A 25,043-nucleotide genomic window follows, 5' to 3' on the forward strand; every position below is an offset into this window, starting at 1 on the left:
AAAGGTAGACGTATGCGAAAAACGGTAAAAACTGAACAATTACAACCGGGCAAACGAGGCTTTCTTAAAAACCTTCTAGGCGTTGGTGCCGCTGCCACGGTTATTCCTATTACTCCCGTCCAAGCTGGGATTAACGATCAGCCACCTCGCCGCCCCGGCATGACGGGCAAACGCTTTGGTATGTTGGTAGATCTACGTAAATGTATTGGCTGTCAAGCCTGTACAGTGGGCTGCTCAATGGAGAACCAGCCCCCTATTGGTCAATTCCGCACCACCGTATTGCAATACGAGGTTGAAGGTTACGATGACGGCCAACCCGCCATGTTTAATCTACCTCGTCTCTGTAATCACTGTGAAAACCCACCTTGTGTTCCGGTGTGCCCTGTACAGGCCACTTTCCAACGTGACGACGGCATTGTGCTCGTAGACAACGAACGCTGTGTGGGCTGTGCCTACTGTGTTCAAGCATGTCCTTACGATGCCCGTTTCATTAACCATGAGACCCAAACGGCTGATAAATGTACGTTCTGTGAGCATCGTTTAGAGGTTGGTCTACTACCGGCCTGTGTGGAAACCTGTGTGGGCGGAGCCCGTATTATTGGTGACCTTAATGACCCAGACAGCATGATCTCTCAACAACTCAAAGAACACAGTGATGACATCAAGGTACTCAAACCTGATATGAACACCGCACCACGCGTCTACTACATCGGTATGCCAGATGAGTTCGTCAATGGGGTAGAGGGTCAAACCAGTGTACGTTTAGTCGCTGAATACTAATAGGACGGTACATCATGAATATTATCGAAATTCTAACCCCTGCCTATGATGCCGCTTGGCTACCTTGGGCTGTGCAGTATTTCTTTTTAGTAGCGATGGCAACTACAGCAGCTATCACAGCCTCTTTTATTGCATTCAGCCCCGCTGGATCTGAGGCCCGCCGGTTATTACCCGCAGCGGTCACAGTCTTAGCAATGAGTGCCATAGCTGCTCCGGTAGCACTATTAGCTGACTTACATCAGCCTGCTCGATTCTGGCATTTCTATGCTCACTTCACCCCTTGGTCATGGATGTCCATTGGTGCAGTACTGCTACCCATCTTTGTTATGCTAGCCTTAGCTTTCTGCCTATTGTGGTGGTTACGTAAAGATGGGCTCATGCGTCTGGTAGGTATTGCCCTGATTTTCTCTGCTATTACGATCTTGGTCTATACCGGCGCAGAAATTATGATTGTGCGATCACGTCCACTTTGGAATACGATTTTCCTCCCTATTAACTTTGCGCTCACTGGCTGGTTGTCTGCTTTAGGTGCCATGTTGTTTGTAGGTCGTTGGCTACCTGGCGGGATGGCTGCACTACCCTCTCTATTGATTCGTCGTTTAGGGCTAACCGCGTTGATACTACTGGGTGTTTGCGGCTTAGCTTGGGTAGGGAGTGGTTTAGCGGGTTTAGATGCGTCTTTCCCTGCAGCAATGGATCTCTTTAGCTCATACCCTACATGGCGTTTAAGCCTAACCGCCTCTATTGTTCTCGCTTTGTTCTTGCTCTTTATGTTGCGTGTACACCCGAACCGTCTCTGCAGCCCTATGCACTCGTTGATTTGTGGCTTAACCATGATGGGCGCAGCTTGGGTATTCCGTTGGATTGTCTTAATGAGCGTTCAAGGCGTACCTAAATATGGTGCAGGCCTTTATTTACACAGTATGCCTTTAGGCAGTGATGGCCTATTAGGGATGGCTGGGGTGTTTGGTTTATGTATTGCTTTACTTGCCATCATCACTTGGTTCCTAGACCGCTTTCCCACCTTCTCCGCCTTGCGTCCAACCGCATAATTTGACTCTCTAATAATTAAACACACGGAAACACTATTATGAGTAAGCAAGACAAACCAAATAACGATAGGCGCAAACTCCTTAAACACGGCTCCTTAGCGGCCGGTGGTATGGCTGCGTTTGCCGCAGGCTATAGCGATACCGTAGTCAATGCAGTCAAAGGCTTTACCCAAGGCTCAGCAGGCCACCCGCCTAAACATGCCGTACGTGGCAACTCCCTCACTCCTGAGTTCACTATTGATCAGGCCACAGGCCAGCTCACCACTCAGCCCGGTCAAGTTGTCAGCCCCTCTCTTTGCTTAGGCTGCTGGACACAGTGTGGGGTGCGTGTACGCGTAGACCAAGAAAATAATAAAATCCTACGTATTGCAGGTAATCCTTATCACCCGTTGGCCACAACCACACCTGCTCCTATGGCGCTACCAGTCCGTGACGTCTATGCCAAACTAGGCATAGAGTACGGCATCGAAGGCCGTGCCACCTCCTGTGCTCGTGGCAGCTCCATGCAACAACAAGTCGATAACCCCTACCGCGTCCTTTCACCGTTAAAACGGGTAGGAAAACGCGGCGAAGGTAAATGGGAAAGCATTAGCTTTGAGCAACTGATCAAAGAGGTCTGCGAAGGCGGTGATTTATTTGGCGAAGGCCATGTAGACGGCCTACGCGCTATTTTTGATCGCGAGACGCTGATTGACCCAGAAAATCCAGAGTTCGGCCCTCTCTCCAACCAACTTATCGTTACCGACGCAGGTAACGAAGGTCGTACTCCTTTGATCCGCCGCTTTGCAGAGCAATCCTTTGGTACGATGAACCGCGCTAACCACGGCTCTTACTGCGGCCAGAGCTTCCGTATAGGTGCTGGTTTAGCGCTTGGCGACGTAAAAGGCATGCCTCATGGTAAACCTGACTGGTCCAACGCCTTATTTGGCTTATTTATCGGTGCGGCCCCCGCCCAATCGGGTAACCCATTCCAACGCCAAGGCCGTGAGTTAGCCGAAGCCAGATCACGTAAAGAAGACACCTTCAAATACGTCGTAGTCTCTCCGGTTCTGCCTACTTCCTCCAGCTTAGCTGCAGGCTCAGGAAACCGTTGGATGGCGGTCAAACCAGCAACCGATTTAGCCTTGGTCATGGCTCTATTGCGCTGGATGTTAGAAAATGAGCGCTTTGATAGTGTGATGTTGTCACAACCCGGCCCAGAAGCCATGAAAGCGGCCGGAGAAGCCTCCTGGTGTAATGCTACCCACTTAATGATCAACGACCCACAGCACCCTCGCTTTGGTACGTTTTTACGTGGAGCTGACTTAGGCTGGCCTATCAACGAAGCCGCCGAGGGTGAAGACAAGCCAGAAGACGTGTATGTTGTTCAACGTGCAGATGGCTCTTTAGCTCCTCACACCATACTTGAGGCAGCAGAGCTATTTGTAAGCCGAGAGGTCTCAGCGGCAGGTCTGGGTGAAGCCCCCATTCAGGTATGCTCCTCGTTAAGCAAGCTGCGTGAAGAGTCACAACGCATGAGCTTCGAGCAATACAGTGAAATTTGCGGGATTTCAGTTAAAGACATTCAGGATTTAGCCGAAGAGTTCACTAGCTACGGCAAACGTGCTGTGGTTGATGCTCACGGTGGTACCATGAGCGGCTCCGGTTTCTACACCGCCTACGCGATTGCCATGCTCAATACCTTAGTTGGAAACCTAAACGTCAAAGGCGGCTTAGTTCTTGATGCAGGCCCATTTGGTCCATTTGGCCCTGGCCCTCGTTATGACTTCCGCTTTAAAGGCCAAGCCCAACCTAAAGGTTTAGCCTTGTCCCGTAACCGCATGGCCTACGAGAAATCCTCAGAATACAAGCGTCGCGTTGCGGCAGGAGAAAACCCATACCCAGCCCCAGCACCATGGTACCCCACCGTTGGGGGAGCTCTTAGCTCCGAGCTCATTGCTTCTGGTATGGCTGGCTACCCTTACAAAGCCAAAGCGTGGATTAACCATATGGGTAACTTTCTCTATGGTATAGCAGGAATGCGCAATGCGCTTTACGACGATCTTTGCGATCCTAAAAAGCTACCTCTTATTGTCTCTATAGAGCCCTTTATTAACGAAACCTCTGCCGTTTCTGACTATATTGTGCCTGACACGGTGACCTACGAAAGCTGGGGTGTTTCTGCCCCTTGGGCTGACGTTATCGCAAAAACATCCACTGTACGCTGGCCCGTATTAGAGCCTAAAGTCGCTCGCACCGCAGAAGGGCAACCTATTTCATTAGAAAGCTTCTTGATCTCAGTGGCAAAATGCATTGGTATGCCTGGCTTTGGTGAAAATGCAATTGGCAAACCAAACAGCGACGACCGTTACCCCTTAGACACGGCTGCAGATTTTTACATCCGCGGCTTTGCTAATATTGCCTATGGTATGAAACGCCCTGTCGCCGATGCCCAGGATGATGATATTCGCTTAACCGGCTTAACTCGTTATGTGGATACGATCCAAGAGCGAGTCACCGAGGACGAGTGGCGTAAAGTCGCAATGGTGATGAGCCGTGGAGGACGATTTGATGAGATTAAAGATGCTTGGGACGAAGACAAAGGCCACCTGAAAAACGCACACCCACACATGCTACCCGTCTGGGATGAGGCCTTATTTAAAACAAAGCACTCTATCACTGGTGAAAACAATAGTGGCTGCCCAACCTGGTACCCAACTCGTCTTGCTGATGGCTCTGATATGCGTCAAACCTATAGCAATCAGGACTGGCCTTTCTTAATGACCTCATACAAGTCGAACTTAATGAGCTCATTATCTATTGCTGTGGATCGTCTACGACAAGTGCATCCTCATAATCCGATTTCAATAAATCGTGAGGATGCCAAAGAGCTAGGCATCAACAACGGCGATCGTATTCGTTTGGTCTCACCCGGTAGCTCAGCCGAAGGCGTCGCTATGATTCGTGACGGCGTCATGCGCGGTGCTATTGCTATAGAGCACGGCTATGGCCATAAGGAACTAGGGGCTAGAGCCCACTCAGTCGATGGTAAAGATATGCCACATAACCCAGCTCTATCCGCTGGGGTAAATATCAACGACTTGGGCTTCCGCGACACCACCCGAGGCGATCACAATAACGTTTGGATTGATTGGGTATCTGGTGCTGTAGTACGCCAAGGCCTACCAGCACGAATTGAAAAAGTCTAATCAAACCTATTAGCGATTAGACCAAAAGCACCTTGGGCTAGTATTCAGGGTGCTTTTTTTATGCTCCTAGTGCTATATTAACCAAACTAAAATAGTTTATGCTTTGCTTTATTTGGATACCTTGTTTTGTTGAACTACGTCACATCTAGCCAGCTTCCTACGCCTTGGGCTGATTTCACTCTCCACGTTTTTATTGAAAAAGAAACAAAAAAAGAACACTTAGCCATTACGTTGGGAGACCTGCGTACTCCTGAGCCTGTTCTGTTACGTCTACACTCAGAGTGTCTTACCGGAGATGCCCTGTTTAGCTTGCGTTGCGACTGTGGCCCTCAACTCGAAAAAGCCCTTCAGCGTGTGGCTGAAACGGGTCGAGGCGCTGTTTTTTACTTGCGCCAAGAAGGTCGAGGCATTGGCCTAGTCAATAAAATCCGAGCTTACCATCTACAAGATCAAGGTGCCGATACGGTAGAAGCCAATCAACTCATCGGTTTTGAGGCCGATGAGCGTAACTATGAGCTTTGTCGTCCGATGCTGGATTTTTTTAATATTAAAGTCGTGCGTCTCATGACAAACAACCCCCGTAAAGTTAATGCCTTAGAGAACATGGGCTACGACGTCATCGAGCGAATTGAGCACCGCATTACACCTAATCCTTATAATCGTTTTTATTTACGAACCAAAGCAGATAAACTTGGTCACCTTTTTAATGACGATAATTAAGACTTGTTTTCATTTCAACTCCTAAGGCTACGATACTCAAGCCTAATAAAAAAGGTCATTTCAAAAATGACCTTTTTTTATACCTATCTACCTTTAAATTTGTTTAGCCAATTGTGCCGCTAAACCAATATAACTGCGCGGCGTCATCGCCAACAAATCTGATTTTACTGACTCTGGTAAGGCGAGAGCTGAAATAAACTCACGTAAACCTACTTCGTTAATCCCTTTACCTCGAGTCAACTCTTTTAGTTGCTCGTAAGGATTTTCTAAGCCATAGCGACGCATTACGGTTTGCACTGGCTCAGCTAAGACTTCCCAACAGTTATCAATGTCTTTATCTATAACAGCAGCATTGATCTCTAGCTTAGCTAGACCACGTAAACACGCATCATACGCCACCATACAATACCCAAACCCAACACCTAAATTACGTAGCACGGTTGAATCCGTTAAGTCACGCTGCCAACGCGAGACGGGTAGCTTTTCAGATAGGTGACGTAATACAGCATTAGCCAAACCTATATTGCCTTCGGAGTTCTCGAAATCAATAGGATTAACTTTATGCGGCATCGTGGACGATCCAATTTCGCCCTCTTTGAGACGTTGTTTAAAGTAGCCCAATGCCACATAGCCCCAAATGTCTCTGTTGAAATCTAACAAAATCGTATTAGCTCGACCCACGGCATCAAACAAGGCAGCCATCCAATCGTGTGGCTCAATTTGAATGGTGTGCTCGTTTTGGACTAGACCTAATCCATTCAGCACGTTTTTGCTAAATGTAGGCCAATCGATTTCAGGATATGCGCTTAGGTGTGCATTGTAATTACCGGTAGCACCATTTAACTTAGCCAAAGGTTGAACCGCTGCAATGGCATCAATGGCACGTTGTAAACGAGCAGCTACGTTTGCAAATTCCTTACCCATTGTGCTTGGGCTAGCTGGCTGACCATGTGTACGGGATAATAATGGCTGATCAGCGTACTCATGGGCTTTTGCTTTAATCTCGTCACATACCTTTTGTAATTGCGGCAAAATAACTTGCTCACGCGCACGAATCAGCATCAATGCATGTGAAGTGTTATTAATGTCCTCGGAGGTACATGCAAAGTGAATAAATTCAGCGGCAGCTTTTAACTCTGCGTCATCTTGAACTTGTTCTTTGAGCCAGTACTCCACCGCCTTTACATCATGATTAGTGACGCGCTCAATGTCTTTAATGCGTTGGGCATCGGATTCAGAAAATTGTGTTACTAATGCGTTTAAACGATCTTTAGCGGCACTAGAAAAAGCCGGCAGCTCTGGTAGCTGAGCCTGAGACAAGGCAATTAACCACGCGACCTCGACCTCGACTCGATGCGCCATGAAACCGGCTTCGGATAATAAACCGCGCAATGCATTGCTGCGACCCGCGTAACGACCATCTAAAGGAGACAGCGCGTTTAAAGGAGTAAGTTGATCTGCTATTTGCATGATAGTAAAGAAAAGAAAGTAGGCAAAGCTCTATTCTACCACCGCCCATAGCCTAAATCTTGATGTCCCTAGCGAGAATCAACCCATACATCCAAAGCTGAGTTTTTTGTTAGTTTATGCATCAAAGTGAAAAACAAGCCTACGCTCTGACCATAAATCGATGTAAAAATCCAGTTTCTCTTTGATTATGGAACAAATCATGACATATAAACCACAAAACAGGGCGAAAGCCCTCGCTCCACCATAAATACTGCTTTTACACACAGTTTTCCTCTGGGTTCTTGCTATACTTTTTTAGCTTACAACTTACTTTGTATTTCTATGAAACTTCTAGGTTCACTCACCAGCCCATACGTGCGTAAAGTTCGCGTCGTAATGGCAGAAAAAAAACTCGACTACGAACTACTACTCGAAGACGTGTGGGCCGATGATACGATCATTCAGCAGTACAACCCACTGGGCAAAATTCCATGTTTAATCATGGATGACTACGGCAGTCTGTTCGATTCTCGCGTTATTGTTGAATATCTGGACACCTTATCGCCAGTAGGACGTTTATTGCCTCAATCAGGCCGTGAACGTGCCTCAGCTAAAGCGTGGGAAGCCGTAGCAGATGGCATCATGGATGCTGCATGGGCAATCAACACTGAACTCACTCGTCGCTCTCCAGAGCAACAAAGTCAGGCATGGATAACTCGCCAACAAGGCAAAATACACGCTGCCTTAAAATATATGGATACCGAGTTCTCAGCGGATACGCCCTATTGCCTTGGCATTAACATTAGCTTGGCGGACTTAGCTGTGGGCTGCGCTCTTAGCTACTTAGACTTACGCTTTCCTGAAATCACTTGGCGCGAAGATTACGAAAAGCTCGCTCAGCTCATGGAAAGACTAGAGGCTCGCCCTTCCTTCCAAGCAACTACACCCTAATCCTGTGTATATATAAAAAAGACTTCCTGCCAGGAAGTCTTTTTTGCTTATGACCCGTTTATTACATAAACCAATGTACCCGGATAGTTTCAATTAGCATTTGAATAGCTAACACCAATAACATAGAAGCAAAAATACGCTTTAGCACCACCACTGGTAACCGGTGCGCTAGCTTTGCCCCTAAAGGCGCTGTCAGCATGCTCATGGCTGTTAAAACAATTAAGGCAGGCCAGTACACATAGCCCAGCATACCAGCCTCTATGCTTGTGTATTCTGATCCTGACAGCACATAGCCTATCCCATTAGCCACAGCGATAAAAAAGCCTAAAGCTGCTGAGGTGGCAATGGCTTTTTTCATTGGAATATGGGATCGAACCATAAAAGGCACGGACAAAAAACCGCCCCCCGCTCCCAATAACCCAGAAATAAAACCTATCAATCCACCAAATGCCGTTACAACCCACGGTTTAGGGAGCGCCCCACCCACTGGCGGCGGGGAATTTCTAAACATTTTGATTGCTGAGTAGACCACAAACAAAGCAAAAATAATGGCCAACACCAAACCATTGATATGGGCAAAAACGGCACCACCAGACAGCAGCCCACCTATTAACAACCCTGGTACCATTAACTTCACTACATCCCAGCGTATGGCACCATGCGCGTGATGGGCTCGCATGCTGGACACTGAGGTGAAAATAATCGTGGTCATAGCAGTTGCAATAGCAGCATGTACTGCGATTAATGGTGGCACCCCCAACATCGGCAATAAAAAGTTTAAAAACGGCACTAAGATCATACCGCCGCCTATTCCTAATAGGCCAGCAGCAAACCCCACAAACGCACCTAATGCTGCAAAAGCAATAATAAAGGTAGGATCCATTACAAACTCAAAAAAACACAATTACTGAATGATGCCGCCGCCTAAACATACATCCCCGTCATACAGCACCACCGACTGCCCTGGAGTCACCGCCCACTGAGCCTCGTCAAAATTCAACTGTAATTCTGTCTCTGAGGCCTGCACAATCTGACATGAAGCATCACTTTGTCTATAACGTGTTTTTGCTGCACAAGATGTCAACGTAGGAGCATGCCCTGCTGTCCAGCTAAGATTCTCTGCAGATAATTGATGATTTAGTAACCACGGATGATCATGGCCCTGAACCACATAGAGCACATTATTTTTCAAGTCTTTACGTGCGGCATACCATGCATCAGCCGTCCCATCAGCACGCTGCTTGCCTTTAATCCCACCAATACCTAGGCCTTTTCTTTGGCCATAGGTATAAAAAGCTAAGCCCATGTGCTCGCCAACCACCTGACCTTCGGGAGTTTTAATCAATCCAGGTTTAGTCGGTAAATAGCGATTTAAAAAATCACGGAAAGGACGCTCACCGATAAAACAAATACCCGTTGAGTCTTTTTTCTTTGCGTTAGGTAGCTGTAATTGCTCTGCAATTTTACGTACCTCTGTTTTTTCAATTTCGCCTAAGGGAAATAAAGTACGTGACAACTGCGCTTGATTTAAACGGTGTAAGAAGTAACTTTGGTCTTTAGACTGATCAACCCCTTTAAGGAGTTGATACTGCCTACCCTCTGACGTATCTATGGCACGAACACGTGCATAGTGACCAGTCGCTATTAGCTCTGCACCTAAGCCCATAGCATGATCTAAAAATGCCTTAAACTTAATTTCAGCGTTACACAGTACATCGGGGTTCGGTGTACGGCCTGCCTTGTACTCACGTAGAAACTCGGCAAACACACGGTCTTTATATTCAGCGGCAAAATTCACGGCCTCTATTTCGATGCCAAGCAAATCAGCCACACTCGCGGCGTCTAACCAATCTTGACGAGAGGAACAATACTCACTGTCGTCATCGTCTTCCCAGTTTTTCATGAATAAGCCAATCACCTCGTAACCCTGTTGCTTTAATAACCAGGCTGATACCGAGGAGTCTACCCCACCAGAAAGACCAATAACCACGCGCCCTTTAGAGGCTGTAGATGATGTCATAATAAAAACAATAAAAATCGGTTTAAAACCTAAACCTATAAATAGAAGTAATTTATATTGTACCCCGTGTGCCTCACCTTGCACGTCGATACGATAGGTTCTGTGTCAAAAAGAAAATAGGGCTGCAGCTAACCAGCCACACCCCTATTTATTGCCATTATGGTTATTAATTATGCTTTTTGGCGACGTATACGAACAGCCTGAGCCAAACGCTCTAGAACGGCTTCAGATTCTTCCCAACCAATACACCCATCGGTGATACTTTGACCGTAAGTCAACTCTTTGCCCTCGACCATGTCTTGACGTCCAGCGACCAAATGGCTCTCCACCATCACACCAAAAATACGATCATCACCTGCCTCGACCTGCTGACAAACCTCATCAATCACAATAGGTTGGCGTCGGTAGTCTTTATTACTATTCGCATGGCTTGCGTCAATCATAATGCGAGGACGTAGCCCAGAGCTCTGCATGTCTTTGCCCGTTTGGTCTACACTTTGGGCATCATGATTGGGAGCCTTACCACCGCGTAAAATAATATGGCAGTCCTCATTACCCTTGGTTGACACAATGGCCGAGTGCCCACCTTTAGTTACAGATAAAAAGTGATGCGGTTGTGACGCTGCATTAATGGCATCAATCGCAATACGAGTGCTACCGCCCGTCCCATTTTTGAAACCTACCGGACAAGATAGCCCAGACGCCAATTCTCGGTGAACCTGACTTTCCGTTGTACGTGCTCCGATAGCACCCCATGAAACTAAATCCGCAATGTACTGAGGCGTAATCATATCCAAGTACTCACACCCAGCAGGTAAACCCATCTGATTGACCTCAAGCAAAAGCTGACGTGCTGTGCGCAATCCCTGATTGATATTAAAGCTGCCGTCCAAGCAAGGGTCATTGATAAGCCCTTTCCAGCCCACTGTAGTACGTGGCTTTTCAAAATACACACGCATTACAATTTCCAACTCACCCTTCAAAGACTCTCGCAATGGGGCAAGGCGACGAGCATAATCCAAGGCGGCCTCGGTGTCATGAATAGAGCAAGGCCCAATCACAACGACCAACCGATCATCCTCACCGTGTAATACTTGGTGAATAGCATGGCGTGCTTCGTGTACTACCGAAGAAACCTCTACTGAGCAGGGAAACTCTCGCATTAAATGCGCAGGAGGACTTAACTCTTTAATTTCCCGAATACGTAAATCATCAGTATTATGCGACACGTTTTAACTCCATTTTGGTTGTGCCAGTTTTTGGCGGCACAAAAAAAGCCGCCTGTAGCGCTGGCGGCTTTAGTTGGGAATCTTATTTGCTATGTGTTTAGTGTACAAGGCATCCCTTCCTGCGCCAGCGGCTTAGGAAAAGCATAAAAATAAAAGAAAAAGAAATTTTTTGCGTTGTACATGAGTTAATCCTAGCACAAGTCCCTAAAAAAACACAACGACCTAAATAATAAGGTTGCTGAATATAAACAATCTAGGCTGTACCACCCACCGTTAAACCGTCAATGCGAATCGATGGCATGCCCACACCTACTGGCACACTCTGCCCATCTTTACCGCATGTACCCACCCCCGAATCCAAGGCCATGTTATTGGCAATCATAGAGACCTGATTCATGGCCTCTATGCCAGAGCCAATTAATGTCGCCCCTTTGACTGGATGAATTAGCTTACCGTCCTCAATCAGCCATGCCTCTGAGGCAGAGAACACAAATTTACCGCTGGTAATGTCCACCTGACCGCCTCCAAAATTGGCGGCATAAATCCCTTTTTTAACAGAAGCAATCAACTCATCGGGATGATGCTGTCCGTTTAGCATATAGGTATTGGTCATACGAGGCATAGGTAGATAGGCATAAGACTCACGACGACCATTTCCTGTAACCGGCATCCCCATCAAGCCTGCATTTAACTGATCTTGCATATAACCCGTTAACACGCCGTCCTCGATGAGCACATTTTTTTGCGTAGGATTTCCCTCGTCATCTATATTTAGAGAACCTCGGCGATCTACCAAGGTCCCATCATCAATGACCGTCACCCCCTTAGAGGCCACTTGTTCGCCTATTCGGTCAGTAAAGACACTGGATCCCTTTCGGTTAAAGTCCCCTTCCAGTCCATGCCCTACGGCCTCATGCAATAAAATCCCAGGCCAGCCTGCACCTAAAATCACGGGCATTTCACCAGCTGGGGCGGGTTTTGCATCTAGGTTAACTAAAGCCTGTTTAACTGACTCGTCTACATACTGCTGTATCACAAGGTCATCAAAGTAACCCAGATTAAAACGACCACCCCCGCCAGAACTGCCTGTTTCACGGCGGCCATTTTGCTCCACTATCACCGTGACCGACAAACGCACCAACGGACGGATATCAGCCGCTAAACGCCCATCACTGCCTACCACCAACACGGTGTCACAAGAGGCACCTAAGCTAGCCATCACCTGAGAAACCCGCGGGTCTTTGGCTCGTGCCATTTTCTCTACTTTTTCTAATAAAGCCACCTTTTGTGGTGCAGTCAAACTATCTAACGGATCATTAGGCACATATAAAAGAGGTCGTTCTGGCTGACGCGAAACGATCGTTGGAACCCGTCCTTGTTGCCCCTGTCTAGCAATAGTACGCACGGCATGAGCAGAACCTAGCAACGCCTCTTTACTCAAGGTGTCCGAGTAAGAAAAAGCCGTCTTTTCACCTGTAATAGCACGTACACCTACGCCCTGCTCTATATTAAAGCTGCCTGTTTTAACAATCCCTTCTTCGAGGCTCCAGCCTTCACTACGACTATATTGAAAATAGAGATCAGCATAATCCACTCGATGCGCAAAGATCTCAGACAGGCTGTGATGCAAATCATTCTCAGTGAGCCCCCAAGGCGTTAGCAATACAGATTTTGCTGTGGCGATCGCATCTACAGCCGAACGGGTTTGTGTCATTTATTGTCCTTTTGTTTCAAAATCTCAATACGCCGATGGCGTAAGGCAGGTAGCTGTTGTCGCACCTGCTGTAGGTATTCAGTATCTATATCACCCCAGGCATAACCGGCCTCAGTAGGCACGCAGTCTAGAATTTTCCCCCATGGATCAATCAGCATACTATGCCCCCATGTGCGACGCCCATTTTGATGATGACCACCTTGGGCGGGAGCCAAAACATAACATTGATTTTCTATGGCGCGAGCTCGTAGCAATGTCTCCCAGTGTGCCTGCCCAGTTGTATAAGTAAAAGCAGAGGGTAGCACCAATATGTCTACCTCATCCATTGCCCGAAATAGCTCGGGAAACCGTAAATCGTAACAGATGCCTAAACCTATTTTTCCATAAGGGCTCTCTATTACAGTGGGGGCAAATGTGCCTGCCACAATAGCCTTTGACTCATCATAACTTTCAGCCCCGCGTGTGAAGCCAAATAAATGAATTTTGTCATAGCGTCCTACACACTGACCGCTAGGATCATACACCAAACAACTATTGTAAAAGCGCTCTGGCTCGCTAGAACGTAGTGGTAAGGTACCTCCTATCAAATAAATGCCGTGCTCTGCAGCTAAGGCCGCTAAGTGATCCTGTATCACTCCAGCACCAAACTCCTCAGCATGGTCATTTTTATCCTTGTCCGCCAAGCCCATAAAACAAAAATACTCGGGCAACGCGATAATAATGGCTCCTTGATCTACTGCTTGTTTAATCAAAAGGCTGGCTTCATGTAAGTTTTGTGCTTTATCTGCAGATGAAACCATCTGTATCGCAGCAACTCTTTTTGGATTTTGTATGGACGATTTCATCACTATTCCTCTGTAAATAGGTTTGCAAAAAAAAGAAACCTTTTATATATTTTCATGTTGGCAAAAATAGAGTTAAAATAAAGCTACTGACGGCAAAAAAGCCGCTTATAAAATAGTTCAATAATGAAATAGTAAACACAGGAAAATATAATGCCTCAAGAAGCCTTTCTAACTGAAAAGCAGGAAATCGAAAAACAGATCCAAAAGCTAGAGCGTAAAATGCGTACATTGCATACTCGCCAGCGTCGTCCTGTTATCACTTCCATCGTGCGCTCAATGATGGAATACGAAATCACACCCGAGGAAATTGCTCAAGCATTTGACCGTCGTGAGAACCGTGCAACTGCAGCGAGCACAGCCCCGGCCCGCTACAAAAACCCTGAAACCGGTGACACATGGACAGGTCGTGGTCGTCCTCCACGTTGGATCGTAGAGGCCGAAAGCAAAGGTAAAAGCCGCGATACATTCTTAATCAAAGAATAATCGTTACGGCCTCAGGCCCCTGCCACGGGCCATCCAATAAAGCGCAACACCATTATGGGTTGCGCTTTATTTTTATATGCTGCGTTTTACCATTATCCCCAGGAAAGTTAGCAAATGCCGCTTTAGATAAATAAGGTATTATTTCAATTAGATTATCGTTATCACTTTCAGATATAGCGGTCACATTATATATTTCCCTATTACCACTATTTAAATCTCTTATAACTACCTGTAAGGTATTTTTATATATATCGACGGGTACTGAAATTAATTGCGGGCTATAAAAAACACCACCCCCGTAATTCGATCCAAAACCAAATCCCCCAAACATATATCCACGTGAATGGAATCCATTGAAATAAGGATCGGCATATTGTTCCACCCACTGACGAGTCAATACACTGTCATAGCTAAAGCTAACCTGAAGGCGGCTATTTTTATCACCCTCCACCAATCCTTGTGCCCCCATCGCTATCCGTAAGCTATCAGCAACCGCCTGATACTCAAGCTCACTGCGCCCCTCTGTAGCGGCCTGAATCGTATAACGATCAGTGATAGCATCCTGAGGCCAGTTTTGAAAAGTGGTCACTTTTGCTGACCAAGTCGATGCACAAGCACTTAGCAACAGCACCCCCGCCAGTATGGCTAACCAGCGTACCCCCTGTCGTAGAGGGGCATGGATCATTTCACGCATAAATACTCCTTATTAAGCAACACGGTCTACAATATCCATCATAAGCCTTTTTTATTTATCTCTGTCTATACCCGCCATGAGCCAAAGCATACTACGCAACGATTACCAGCCTTATCCTTACCAAATCCCGTACTTACACTTACAATTTTTTCTTAACCTCGATCAAACAAAAGTGTGTAGTCGTTTCACGGTATATACCAAAAAACCATCTACGACTTTAGTATTAGACGGCGAGGAATTAACCCTTGTTTCTATACGGGTTGATGGCATGACGTTATCAGCAGATCAATACCAATTAACAGACACCCATTTACACCTATCTTTAACCAACACTGAGCATCTGATTGAAATAGAAAGCATCTGCGAACCAGAGAAAAACACCACACTAATGGGGTTATATCAATCAGGCAGACAGCTCTTTACCCAATGTGAAGCAGAAGGCTTTAGACGTATCACTTGGTTTGCCGACCGCCCAGATGTACTAAGCCGTTATACGGTAGAGCTCATTGGCGATAAGACACAATTTCCTTACTTATTATCTAACGGAAATTTAATTAGCCAGTCAGACTTAGACAACAATCAACATAAAGCTGTCTGGGAGGATCCCTTCGCTAAACCCTCTTACTTGTTTGCAGTGGTCGCTGGTGATTTTGATTGCAGAGAAGAAAAAATCAAAACAGCATCAGGTCGAGAAGTCCTGCTACAACTCATCAGCGATAAGGGCGATTACGACAAAACCGAGTGGGCGATGCAAAGCTTAATTAGCTCATTGCGCTGGGATGAGCAACGATTTGGACTAGAACTAGACTTAGACCGCTATATGGTGGTTTCGGCGGCTGACTTTAATATGGGAGCCATGGAAAATAAAGGCTTAAATGTCTTTAATGCTGCCTACGTTTTAGCCCAGCCAGAATCCACAACAGATCAAAGCTATAGAGATATTGAAGCTGTCATTGGCCATGAGTATTTTCATAATTGGACAGGTAATCGAGTCACCTGCAGAGACTGGTTCCAGCTATCACTCAAAGAAGGGCTAACTGTTTTTAGAGATCAAGAATTCAGTGCAGATATGATGGCCATGGGCTTAGAAGGCCACGCAGCAAAAAGTGCCAGAGCCGTTAAACGCATTGATGATGTTAGTGTCCTACGTGTGGCTCAGTTTCCTGAAGATGCGGGCCCAATGGCACACCCTATTCGTCCTAATAGCTACGAGGAGATCAGTAACTTCTATACAGCGACAATTTATGAAAAAGGGGCTGAAGTCATCCGTATGTTCCATACTTTATTAGGAGAGTCTGGTTTTCAAGCCGCATTAAATAATTACTTTGCCCGATTTGATGGCCAAGCTATTACCTGCGATGACTTTAAACAAATCATGGACGAGCAATACCAACAACAAAATCCAGGGTTAAATTTAGAGGCTTTTTCTGGTTGGTACGAGCAAGCTGGCACTCCTACAGTGACAATTACTCTTCACTATGATGCAAAACAACAACAGGCTACATTATTTTTTAAACAAGAAAACCCAGCAGTAGGCGTAGAACTATTAGCACCTACCAAAGATAAAAAACCACTGCTTATTCCCTTTAAAATTGGTTTTTTAAATCAGGCTGGACAAACACAGAAAGTCTGCTTACATCAAGACCGTAACCATGAGTTTATGTTGCGCATCGATCAGGCAGAACAGCAAGTCGTATTTAACGAGGTCCAGTCCGCCCCCGTCTTATCACTGTTACGAGACTTTTCTGCCCCTATCATTGTTAACTATGAGCGCCCAACTTCTGAATTAGTCACCTTAGCTAAATACGATGACAATGCTTTTTCTCGTTGGCAAGCTATTCAAGAACTAGCCAGTCAAACTATTTTCAGTTTGACTAACGCTAATGCAGAGGCAAACGAAGACGCACTGATTGAGGTCTGGGGGCAGCTTATCCAAGACCGCACTCTTTCAGCCGCCTATCTAAGTCGAGCCCTTAGTCTACCCTCTGTGCGTCAACTGCTCTCGCAGCAGCGCCCGATGGACCCACTCTCTATCCAAGCCGCACACCAACACCTTGAGCAAGCACTGGCTGAACGGTTTTCTGCACAATGGTTAACGCTTTATCACGATCATCAACCTACAGCCAACGCCACCTATAGTCCTGATGCCTTATCAGCTGGAGTCCGCGCCTTAAAGAACCTAGCGCTCAAACAGGCAGCGATAGCAAAACACCCAGAGGCCCTACGCATTGCGGCACAGCAGTATGCTCAAGCCACAAATATGACCGATCAATGGGGGGCGCTGACTGTCTTGGTTCATTATGCTGATGCCGAGTTGCGCGAACACTATCTAACCGCTTTTTATGACCAATGGCAGCATAATGCTCTGGTGATTGATCGTTGGTTTAGTGTGCAGGCCACAGCGCCCTATTTTGATGTCGAACAAGCGCTACAATTACAGCAACACCCTGATTTCAATTTACGTAACCCAAATCGGGCTCGCGCATTGATCTTTCAGTTTTGCACCAATAACATAACGGCTATCCATACGGAATCAGGCTATGATTTCTGGCGCGATCAAGTCCTCGCTTTAGATGCCTTAAATCCAGAAATTTCTGCACGTCTATGTCGTGCTTTTGATAATTGGTCTCAGTTTGTAGAGCCCCAGCGCTTTCAACTCCAAGTGCGACTACAATCAATCGCTCAACAGCCGAAGCTCTCCGCTAACGTTACCGAAATCATTCATAAAGCCCTAACTATTGAATAACACTATGCACTTAAAAAAGAACCTAACTCATTACTTAGTCGAGCAACAGCGTAAACATGGCGTAGTCACAGCTGACGTTCGATTGCTACTTGAAACCGTCGCTCGCGCATGCAAAGCCATTAGTCATGCCGTCAGTAAAGGAGCCCTAGGCGGAGTTCTAGGCAGTTTAGATAGTGAAAACGTCCAAGGCGAAGTACAAAAAAAACTCGATGTCATGTCAAATGACATTCTATTAGAGGCAAATGAATGGGGTGGTAATCTTGCCGCAATGGCCTCTGAGGAAATGGACACTTTACATCGCATCCCAAAGCATCAACCTAAGGGTAAAAACCTTTTATTATTTGATCCTTTAGATGGCTCCTCCAATATTGACGTCAACGTCTCTATCGGTACGATATTCTCTGTTTTACAACTACCTGAAGAATCCCAAAGCCGTGATGTACAAGAGGCCGATTTTCTACAACCTGGGGTAAAGCAAGTGGCCGCAGGCTACGCCGTATACGGCCCACAAACCATGCTGATTTTGACAGTTGGTGCAGGCGTAGTCGGTTTTACCTTGGATCGAGAAACCGGATCGTGGGTATTAACAAACCCTAATATCCGTATCCCTGAAAACACCGCAGAGTTTGCTATTAATATGTCTAACCAGCGCTATTGGGAACCAGCTATCAGTCGCTATATCGATGAGTGTTTGGCTGGCAAAGAAGGCCCCCTAGAAAAAAATTACAATATGCGTTGGATTGCTTCTATGGTTGCTGATGTACATCGTATTTTAAGTCGTGGCGGTATTTTCATGTACCCACGCGATCAACGAGAGTCCGTACGTCATGGCAAACTGCGCTTAATGTATGAGGCCAACCCAATGAGTTTCTTGGTCGAGCAAGCCGGTGGCGCTGCCGTAGATGGTGCTAATCGTATTTTAGATATTCAACCTACAGGCCTACACCAACGTGTAGGTGTAGTGCTTGGTTCTAAAAACGAAGTAGAGCGCGTCCAGAAATACCACCTAGAGGCACAAAACGACTAAAAAGTGATTGAGCTGTAAAGCAAATACTCACTAAAACAGGGCTGAATCCAACTCAAGACGGCATCCAGCCCTTTTTGCTATCAACTACCTAATCAATGGTTAAAACAGTGGCTCCGGTCGTTTTCCCAGAAGCCAAGGCGTGATGTGCCTGAGCTACATCCTGAAGAGAAAAACGCTGGCCTATGGATATGGTAATCTGACCCGCTGTCACTAGATCAAACAGCTCTGTCGCTGCTGCCTGCATGGTAGCCTGAGTAGGCACATAGCTCGCAATCATCGGTCGGGTCACATACAAAGACCCTTTTTGAGCCAATAGGCCTAAGTTAACGCCTGTCACTGGACCTGAAGCATTGCCATAGCTCACCATCAAGCCTCTAGGCTGTAAACAATCTAAAGATCGCTCCCAGGTTGCCGCCCCAACCCCATCATAAACAACCGGCACCATTTCACCCTCCGTCAGTTCGCGCACACGCTGCACGACATCTTCCGTTTTGTAGTTAATGGTTTGCCAAGCCCCATGAGATAAGGCTAACTCGGCTTTTTCTGCACTGGAGGTAGTGCCAATCATTTTCACCCCTAAGGCCCTAGCCCACTGGCACGCGATTAACCCCACACCACCTGCGGCAGCGTGAAACAATATGGTTTGGCCCGGCTCTAATCGATAGGTTTGGCGAAATAAATACTGCACCGTTAACCCTTTGAGCATCATCGCGGCCCCCTCCTCGAAGCTAATGCTATCGGGCAATCTCACCACACGATCTGCGGGTAAACAATGCGCCTGCGCATAAGCACCTAGTGGCCCCTGCCCATACGCAACACGATCGCCGACGCGCAAATGCGTTACCTCTGCACCAATAGCCTCTACAATGCCTGCCCCCTCAAAACCCAAGCCATGCGGCAATTCCCCTGGATAAAGGCCATCGCGGAAATAAATATCAATAAAGTTCAGACCCACCGCTTTGTTGCGTACCAAAACCTCATTCGCCTTAGGCTCGACCAAAGGAATATCGACCCATTGCATTACCTCGGGGCCACCATTTTGCGTAAGGCGAATTGCCTTAATCATCGTCGTCATGCTGCTCTCCTCGTTGGGCTTATAGCCTGTCTTCGTTAATACATACGCTCACGCTCAACCAAGCCACTTACGGGCTGGTTTTGCAAGAACAGTTGAATCTTTGCCTGAATCTGCTGGGCTGTTGGCTCTCGTAACGACACACCTGAGATATGTGGCGTGACGTGTATGGCAGGATGCGTCCAGAAAGGATGGTCCTGCGGTAACGGCTCTACATGGAAAACATCCAACAACGCCCCGCTAAGATGTCCATGATCAATAGCAGCAAGCAAATCCTCATCCACTACATGCGGCCCTCTAGCCATATTAATAAAAAAACTCTGGGGGGGCAGTTGGGCCAGTAAGGTGTTATTCACAATCCCTCTGGTTTCATCCGTCAACGGCAAAACATTAATCAAGATACGACTTTGCTCTAAAAAACTAGGCAAAGAACGGGAGCCGAAAAACAAATCCATCCCATCAGGACTAGGACGTTCTGAACGCACCCATACGGATACGGGATAACCTAATAACTGTAAAGTCTGCGCGACCTTTTCACCAATTTTTCCATAGCCCATCACCCCTACCGGCCACTCTGTCTTATAGATTGGCTCTTGTTGCTCCCACTTTTTATCGTACTGCTGGTCTACATAAGGCATAAATCGTTGTGTAGCAAGCATGGCTCCGTATACCGCATATTCAGCCATTTGCACTGCCATCCCGGCATCTTCAACGCGATAGACTGGAACAGAATCAGGGACTTGGGTAAAATCAATGCCATCAACCCCTGCGCCAATATTGAATATGGCCTGTAAACGGGGCTGATCCTTAAATAATTGTATAGATGGGCGCCAGACTACCGCAAAGTCAGCTTCAACCGTATGGCCGACCTGATCCCAACACACAATTTGCCACTTGGGCGCTAATTGAGCGAACACATCAGCCCAACGTTGATTTGACTCTGGACTACCTACGGCAATGATCAATGTGGTCATGCTGTCTCCTATCGTTATACAATTAAGGGTATATTCCAATCTACACATGTCGTTATAGTGTAGTCCACGCCAAGTACTAAACACAGAGTAACTACTCAGGTCTTGGTACTTTTCTCTTCACTTATTTCTTTTGGTATTTGTTATGGCTGGTCACAGTAAATGGGCTAATATCCAACATCGCAAAGGGCGCCAGGACGCTAAGCGCTCAAAAATCTGGACAAAAATCATCCGCGAAGTCACCGTTGCTGCTCGCGAGGGAGGCCCTGACCCCGAAGCTAACCCGCGCTTGCGTTTAGCTATGGACAAGGCGACTGCAGCCAATATGCCTAAAGACAACGTGAATCGAGCTGTACAACGCGGCGCAGGTGGTGCTGACGAGGGCAACTACGAAGAAGTCCGCTACGAGGGCTACGGCGTCGGTGGCGCAGCAGTGATCGTGGATTGTTTAACGGATAACCGTAACCGTACCGCCCCTGAAGTTCGTCACGCTTTTAGTAAATTCGGTGGCAACCTTGGGGTTGATGGCTCAGTGGTTTTTCAGTTTAAACATTGTGGCCAATTTATTTTTGCCCCTGGCACGAGCGAAGAATCCGTCATGGAGGCTGCCCTAGAGGCTGGTGCTGAAGACATCATCACCGACGAAGAAGGCTTAATCGAAGTTATCTGTGAGCCCACTGACTTTGCTGCCGTTAAACAGGCATTCGAGGCCGCAGGCTTAACTCCTGAAGTCGCTGAGGTCACCATGAAAGCCGAGGCCGACACAGAGCTCGAAGGCGATGATGCGATCATGATGCAAAAAATGCTAGATGCGCTAGAGTCCTTAGATGATGTTCAAGAGGTCTACACAACGGCCGTCATGGACGAAACTGAATAATTTTATTTATCTCTTTTAAGGTCTAAACTGACTTTTCCCTATATGAAGCTATTAGTTATCGGCGGTGGCGGCCGTGAACATGCCTTGGCATGGCGCCTAACTCAATCTCAACGTGTGAATACCGTCTTTGTTGCTCCAGGCAATGGTGGCACAGCAACGGGCGAACGTATGCAAAACGTCGATATCACCGCCGTGGCTGATCTCGTTCAATTTGCTAAAGACAATCACATTGCCTTTGCTGTAGTGGGGCCAGAAGCCCCTCTCGCTGCTGGGGTGGTGGATGCCTTTCGTGCAGAGGGCTTAAAGATCTTCGGCCCAACTCAAGCCGCTGCTCAATTAGAAAGCTCTAAGGAATACGCCAAAGACTTTATGCAACGTAATCACATCCCTACTGCTGCTTATGGCAGCTTTACGGATGCCGAACAAGCCAAAGCCTACATACGTGAACAAGGTGCACCCATTGTCGTAAAAGCAGACGGTTTAGCTGCTGGCAAAGGGGTCATTGTTGCAATGACTGAACAAGAAGCCCTAGATGCGGTTGATGATATGTTAGGCGGCGGCATGTTTGGCGAGGCAGGAGCTCGTGTTGTTATCGAGGAGTTCCTAACTGGCGAAGAAGCCAGCTTTATCGTCATGTGTGATGGTAATCATGTTTTACCTATGGCAACCAGCCAAGATCACAAACGGTTGAAAGATGGTGACGAGGGCCCGAATACAGGTGGTATGGGTGCTTACTCACCAGCTCCTATCGTCAGCCCGACTCTACATAATCGCATTATGCGTGAGGTCATTAACCCAACATTACAGGGTATGGCCAAAGAAGGAATTCCTTACACAGGCTTCCTCTATGCGGGGCTAATGATTGATGATGGCCCAGATGCCACGCGACCGATCAAAGTACTTGAGTACAACTGCCGTTTAGGTGACCCTGAAACGCAACCTATCATGATGCGTATCAAAAACGACCTAACAGAAACATTTGAAATGGCTTTTGCTGGTCAATTAGACCAAGCCACTATCGATTGGGATCGCCGGACTGCTATTGGGGTGGTAATGGCCTCTGCCAACTACCCTGAAAACCCTCGTTTAGGTGATGTCATTCAGCCCTTACCCGCTGACTCTGAGACCTGCATGGTCTTTCATGCTGGCACTACCTTGAACAACAATGAGCTAAAAACCAGCGGTGGCCGTGTACTGTGTATCACAGCATTGGGCGAGTCAATTCGTCGCGCCCAAGATGCCGCTTACGCCACGACTTCCCGTATCCATTTTGATGGCAAACAATACCGCAGCGATATTGGCTGGCGCGCCTTACCAACTAATGAATAACGCCATGCCTTTTTCTGTACAACCTGTTTATGACTACCTCACTGGCTTACAACAACATATTGTCAGTCAGCTTGAGGCAGCAGACGGCTCCTCCTTTACCACCGACACATGGGATCGGACCGAAGGGGGCGGTGGCATTTCTCGCTACCTAGAGGGTGGTGCTTTATTTGAACGTGCAGCTGTTTTGTTCAGCCACGTCAAAGGCACTCAGCTCCCCCCTAGTGCCAGTGCGCATCGACCTGAGCTCGCTGGGCGCCCATGGGAGGCGATGGGCGTCTCCCTAGTGATACACCCTCGCAACCCACACATTCCTACCACACATATGAATGTACGTATGTTTGTGGCACATGCCACAAACGATGCTCAAGACCCCGTTTTTTGGTTTGGAGGTGGTATGGATCTAACGCCCTACTATCCCCACGAACAAGACGCTATACATTTTCACCAGATGTGTGCTGACGCCTTGGCGCCTTTTGGTCAAGACAAATACCCAGCGTATAAAAAATGGTGTGATGACTACTTTTACTTAAAACATCGCCAAGAAACGCGTGGCATAGGTGGTATTTTCTTTGATGATTTAAGCACACCTAACTTTAAACAAAGCTTTGCTTTAATTCGCTCTGTGGGTGATCATTTCACTAAAGCTTATATGCCTATTGTCTCCGCTCGTCGACACATGACATATGGCGAACGTGAACGCGATTTTCAAGCCTATCGCCGTGGACGCTATGTAGAATTTAATCTGGTCTTTGACCGAGGCACCTTGTTTGGCCTGCAATCAGGTGGACGCACAGAGTCTATTTTGCTCTCTATGCCTCCTATGGCAGCATGGCGTTATTGCTGGGAACCTGAGCCGAATAGCCCTGAAGCCAAACTACACGAGTTTTTAAAACCTCGCGAATGGTTAGACAACGTATAGGATTACTTGGGGGCAGTTTTGACCCCGTTCACGTTGCCCACATCGCTTTAGCGAATGCGGCGCAACGTGATATTAACTTGAATCAAGTCCAACTGATTCCAGCCGCAAATCCATGGCAAAAAAAACACTTAGGGGCCTCTGCTACGCAGCGTCTGGCTATGCTACAGTTAGCAGTCAAGCCTTATCCAAAACTCACCGTAAACCCCATCGAAATACAACGGGGTGGCAGTACTTACACTTATGACACTGTCAGTCAATTAACAGATCAGGCCCATTATTTTTGGATTCTAGGCTCAGATCAACTGCAAAACTTTCATACTTGGCATCGGTGGCAAGACATCTTAAATTATGTAGACCTAGCCGTGGCACAACGCCCAGGATCGTCGTTGCTTCCCGCGCCAGAGCTACAGCAGTACTTACAGCATCAGGGCAAAACCATATCCATTATCGACTTTGCTCCGACCCCAATTTCCGCTACGCTGATACGTAAACGGCTACAACAGCATCAGTCCGTAGCAAATATGTTGCCTCAATCCATTGAGCACTACATTAAACAACACAACATTTATCAGCCATGAAAACTCTTATGAATATCGAAGATCAGCTGCGCCTTGTCGTAGATGCCCTAGAAGACGTGCGCGCCAAAGACATTAAAGCCTTTGACACGTCAAAAATTACCGGTCTATTTGACCGCGTTGTCATTGCAAGCGGTAACGCTCGCCAAACCAAAGCCTTAGCAGACAATATTGTAGATGCTGCAAAAAAAGCAGGTCTACAGGTTTTAGCCTACGAAGGAGCCGAAACCGGAGAATGGGTTTTAGTGGATTTAGGTGATATTGTGATTCACAATATGCAGCCCGCGATTCGTGAATACTACAATCTCGAAGAAATCTGGGGCGAATACCCGATTGAGCTCAATCTCAAAACGGACCAAATGCCTAACCTATCTGATGACTAATACAACGCCCGTAGAGGGC

22 protein-coding genes are annotated in these 25,043 nt (G+C 47.0%); 13 read left to right on the forward strand and 9 right to left on the reverse strand.

Annotated features, from left to right (window positions below):
• The first annotated feature begins 12 nt into the window (after window positions 1-12).
• The 4 genes from dsrO to ribA all read left to right on the forward strand — a co-directional run bounded on the left by dsrO (window position 13) and on the right by ribA (window position 5,740).
• Complete coding sequence (gene dsrO / locus Q0Z62_RS00005; protein ID WP_269901606.1) at window positions 13-780, forward strand: sulfate reduction electron transfer complex DsrMKJOP subunit DsrO; 768 nt, start codon at window positions 13-15, stop codon at window positions 778-780.
• A gap of 14 nt (window positions 781-794) precedes the next feature.
• A complete protein-coding gene (gene nrfD, locus Q0Z62_RS00010; protein ID WP_298049983.1) occupies window positions 795-1,832 on the forward strand; it encodes an NrfD/PsrC family molybdoenzyme membrane anchor subunit in 1,038 nt (345 codons plus the stop codon).
• A gap of 38 nt (window positions 1,833-1,870) precedes the next feature.
• On the forward strand, window positions 1,871-5,020 hold the full coding sequence (locus Q0Z62_RS00015; RefSeq protein WP_298049985.1) for a molybdopterin dinucleotide binding domain-containing protein: 3,150 nt from the start codon (window positions 1,871-1,873) through the stop codon (window positions 5,018-5,020).
• A 126-nt stretch (window positions 5,021-5,146) separates the two neighbouring features.
• Window positions 5,147-5,740 (forward strand): GTP cyclohydrolase II, encoded by a 594-nt coding sequence (ribA, locus tag Q0Z62_RS00020; RefSeq protein ID WP_298049987.1) that lies wholly within the window; start codon window positions 5,147-5,149, stop codon window positions 5,738-5,740.
• Window positions 5,741-5,833: 93 nt separating this feature from the next.
• Here ribA and purB read toward each other — a convergent pair whose 3' ends face one another.
• A complete protein-coding gene (gene purB, locus Q0Z62_RS00025) occupies window positions 5,834-7,210 on the reverse strand; it encodes an adenylosuccinate lyase (RefSeq protein WP_298049990.1) in 1,377 nt (458 codons plus the stop codon).
• Window positions 7,211-7,531: 321 nt separating this feature from the next.
• Here purB and Q0Z62_RS00030 point away from each other — a divergent pair, with 321 nt between their 5' ends.
• Window positions 7,532-8,140, forward strand: a complete 609-nt coding sequence (locus tag Q0Z62_RS00030) for a glutathione S-transferase N-terminal domain-containing protein (protein ID WP_269901601.1) — start codon at window positions 7,532-7,534, stop codon at window positions 8,138-8,140.
• A 61-nt stretch (window positions 8,141-8,201) separates the two neighbouring features.
• On the opposite strand, the gene Q0Z62_RS00035 is transcribed toward Q0Z62_RS00030, so the two are convergent.
• From Q0Z62_RS00035 to Q0Z62_RS00055, 5 genes are all read right to left on the reverse strand, one after another.
• A complete protein-coding gene (locus Q0Z62_RS00035; protein ID WP_269901600.1) occupies window positions 8,202-9,023 on the reverse strand; it encodes a sulfite exporter TauE/SafE family protein in 822 nt (273 codons plus the stop codon).
• Window positions 9,024-9,044: 21 nt separating this feature from the next.
• Window positions 9,045-10,160 (reverse strand): tRNA 2-thiouridine(34) synthase MnmA, encoded by a 1,116-nt coding sequence (gene mnmA / locus Q0Z62_RS00040; protein ID WP_298049994.1) that lies wholly within the window; start codon window positions 10,158-10,160, stop codon window positions 9,045-9,047.
• Window positions 10,161-10,330: 170 nt separating this feature from the next.
• Window positions 10,331-11,389: a 3-deoxy-7-phosphoheptulonate synthase AroG gene (aroG, locus tag Q0Z62_RS00045; RefSeq protein WP_269901598.1), complete on the reverse strand. Its 1,059-nt coding sequence runs from the start codon at window positions 11,387-11,389 to the stop codon at window positions 10,331-10,333.
• 253 nt (window positions 11,390-11,642) lie between these two features.
• A complete protein-coding gene (gene tldD, locus Q0Z62_RS00050; protein WP_298049998.1) occupies window positions 11,643-13,103 on the reverse strand; it encodes a metalloprotease TldD in 1,461 nt (486 codons plus the stop codon).
• The gene (locus Q0Z62_RS00055) at window positions 13,100-13,948 is read right to left on the reverse strand and encodes a carbon-nitrogen hydrolase family protein (protein WP_298050000.1); all 849 of its coding nucleotides are present in this window, start codon (window positions 13,946-13,948) and stop codon (window positions 13,100-13,102) included. The genes tldD and Q0Z62_RS00055 overlap by 4 nt, the downstream gene beginning before the upstream one ends.
• Before the next feature lie 150 nt (window positions 13,949-14,098).
• Here Q0Z62_RS00055 and Q0Z62_RS00060 point away from each other — a divergent pair, with 150 nt between their 5' ends.
• Complete coding sequence (locus tag Q0Z62_RS00060) at window positions 14,099-14,431, forward strand: H-NS histone family protein (RefSeq protein WP_298050002.1); 333 nt, start codon at window positions 14,099-14,101, stop codon at window positions 14,429-14,431.
• Window positions 14,432-14,483: 52 nt separating this feature from the next.
• On the opposite strand, the gene Q0Z62_RS00065 is transcribed toward Q0Z62_RS00060, so the two are convergent.
• Window positions 14,484-15,125, reverse strand: coding sequence for a DUF4136 domain-containing protein (locus tag Q0Z62_RS00065; protein WP_298050004.1), 642 nt, complete (start codon window positions 15,123-15,125; stop codon window positions 14,484-14,486).
• Between the two features lie 76 nt (window positions 15,126-15,201).
• Here Q0Z62_RS00065 and pepN point away from each other — a divergent pair, with 76 nt between their 5' ends.
• Complete coding sequence (gene pepN, locus Q0Z62_RS00070) at window positions 15,202-17,871, forward strand: aminopeptidase N (protein ID WP_298050006.1); 2,670 nt, start codon at window positions 15,202-15,204, stop codon at window positions 17,869-17,871.
• A 4-nt stretch (window positions 17,872-17,875) separates the two neighbouring features.
• Window positions 17,876-18,898 carry a class 1 fructose-bisphosphatase gene (locus Q0Z62_RS00075; RefSeq protein WP_298050008.1) on the forward strand — a complete coding sequence of 341 codons (1,023 nt, stop codon included), beginning with the start codon at window positions 17,876-17,878 and terminating at the stop codon, window positions 18,896-18,898.
• An 88-nt stretch (window positions 18,899-18,986) separates the two neighbouring features.
• On the opposite strand, the gene Q0Z62_RS00080 is transcribed toward Q0Z62_RS00075, so the two are convergent.
• Entirely contained in the window at window positions 18,987-19,973 is a 987-nt protein-coding gene (locus tag Q0Z62_RS00080; RefSeq protein ID WP_298050010.1) for a quinone oxidoreductase, read from the reverse strand.
• A gap of 35 nt (window positions 19,974-20,008) precedes the next feature.
• Window positions 20,009-20,944 (reverse strand): glyoxylate/hydroxypyruvate reductase A, encoded by a 936-nt coding sequence (locus tag Q0Z62_RS00085; RefSeq protein WP_298050012.1) that lies wholly within the window; start codon window positions 20,942-20,944, stop codon window positions 20,009-20,011.
• 142 nt (window positions 20,945-21,086) lie between these two features.
• On the opposite strand from Q0Z62_RS00085, the gene Q0Z62_RS00090 reads away from it, so the two are divergent.
• The 5 genes from Q0Z62_RS00090 to rsfS are packed head-to-tail and all read left to right on the forward strand — an operon-like array spanning window position 21,087 to window position 25,024.
• On the forward strand, window positions 21,087-21,818 hold the full coding sequence (locus Q0Z62_RS00090; RefSeq protein WP_269901589.1) for a YebC/PmpR family DNA-binding transcriptional regulator: 732 nt from the start codon (window positions 21,087-21,089) through the stop codon (window positions 21,816-21,818).
• 42 nt (window positions 21,819-21,860) lie between these two features.
• Entirely contained in the window at window positions 21,861-23,147 is a 1,287-nt protein-coding gene (gene purD / locus Q0Z62_RS00095) for a phosphoribosylamine--glycine ligase (protein WP_298050014.1), read from the forward strand.
• 4 nt (window positions 23,148-23,151) lie between these two features.
• Window positions 23,152-24,066 carry an oxygen-dependent coproporphyrinogen oxidase gene (gene hemF, locus Q0Z62_RS00100; RefSeq protein WP_298050174.1) on the forward strand — a complete coding sequence of 305 codons (915 nt, stop codon included), beginning with the start codon at window positions 23,152-23,154 and terminating at the stop codon, window positions 24,064-24,066.
• Entirely contained in the window at window positions 24,048-24,644 is a 597-nt protein-coding gene (gene nadD / locus Q0Z62_RS00105) for a nicotinate (nicotinamide) nucleotide adenylyltransferase (protein ID WP_298050016.1), read from the forward strand. The genes hemF and nadD overlap by 19 nt, the downstream gene beginning before the upstream one ends.
• 8 nt (window positions 24,645-24,652) lie before the next feature.
• Complete coding sequence (gene rsfS / locus Q0Z62_RS00110) at window positions 24,653-25,024, forward strand: ribosome silencing factor (RefSeq protein WP_269901586.1); 372 nt, start codon at window positions 24,653-24,655, stop codon at window positions 25,022-25,024.
• Window positions 25,025-25,043 lie beyond the last annotated feature (19 nt).

This window comes from uncultured Paenalcaligenes sp. (assembly GCF_947630565.1).
GTDB classification, from domain to species: Bacteria; Pseudomonadota; Gammaproteobacteria; order Burkholderiales; family Burkholderiaceae_B; genus Paenalcaligenes; species Paenalcaligenes faecalis.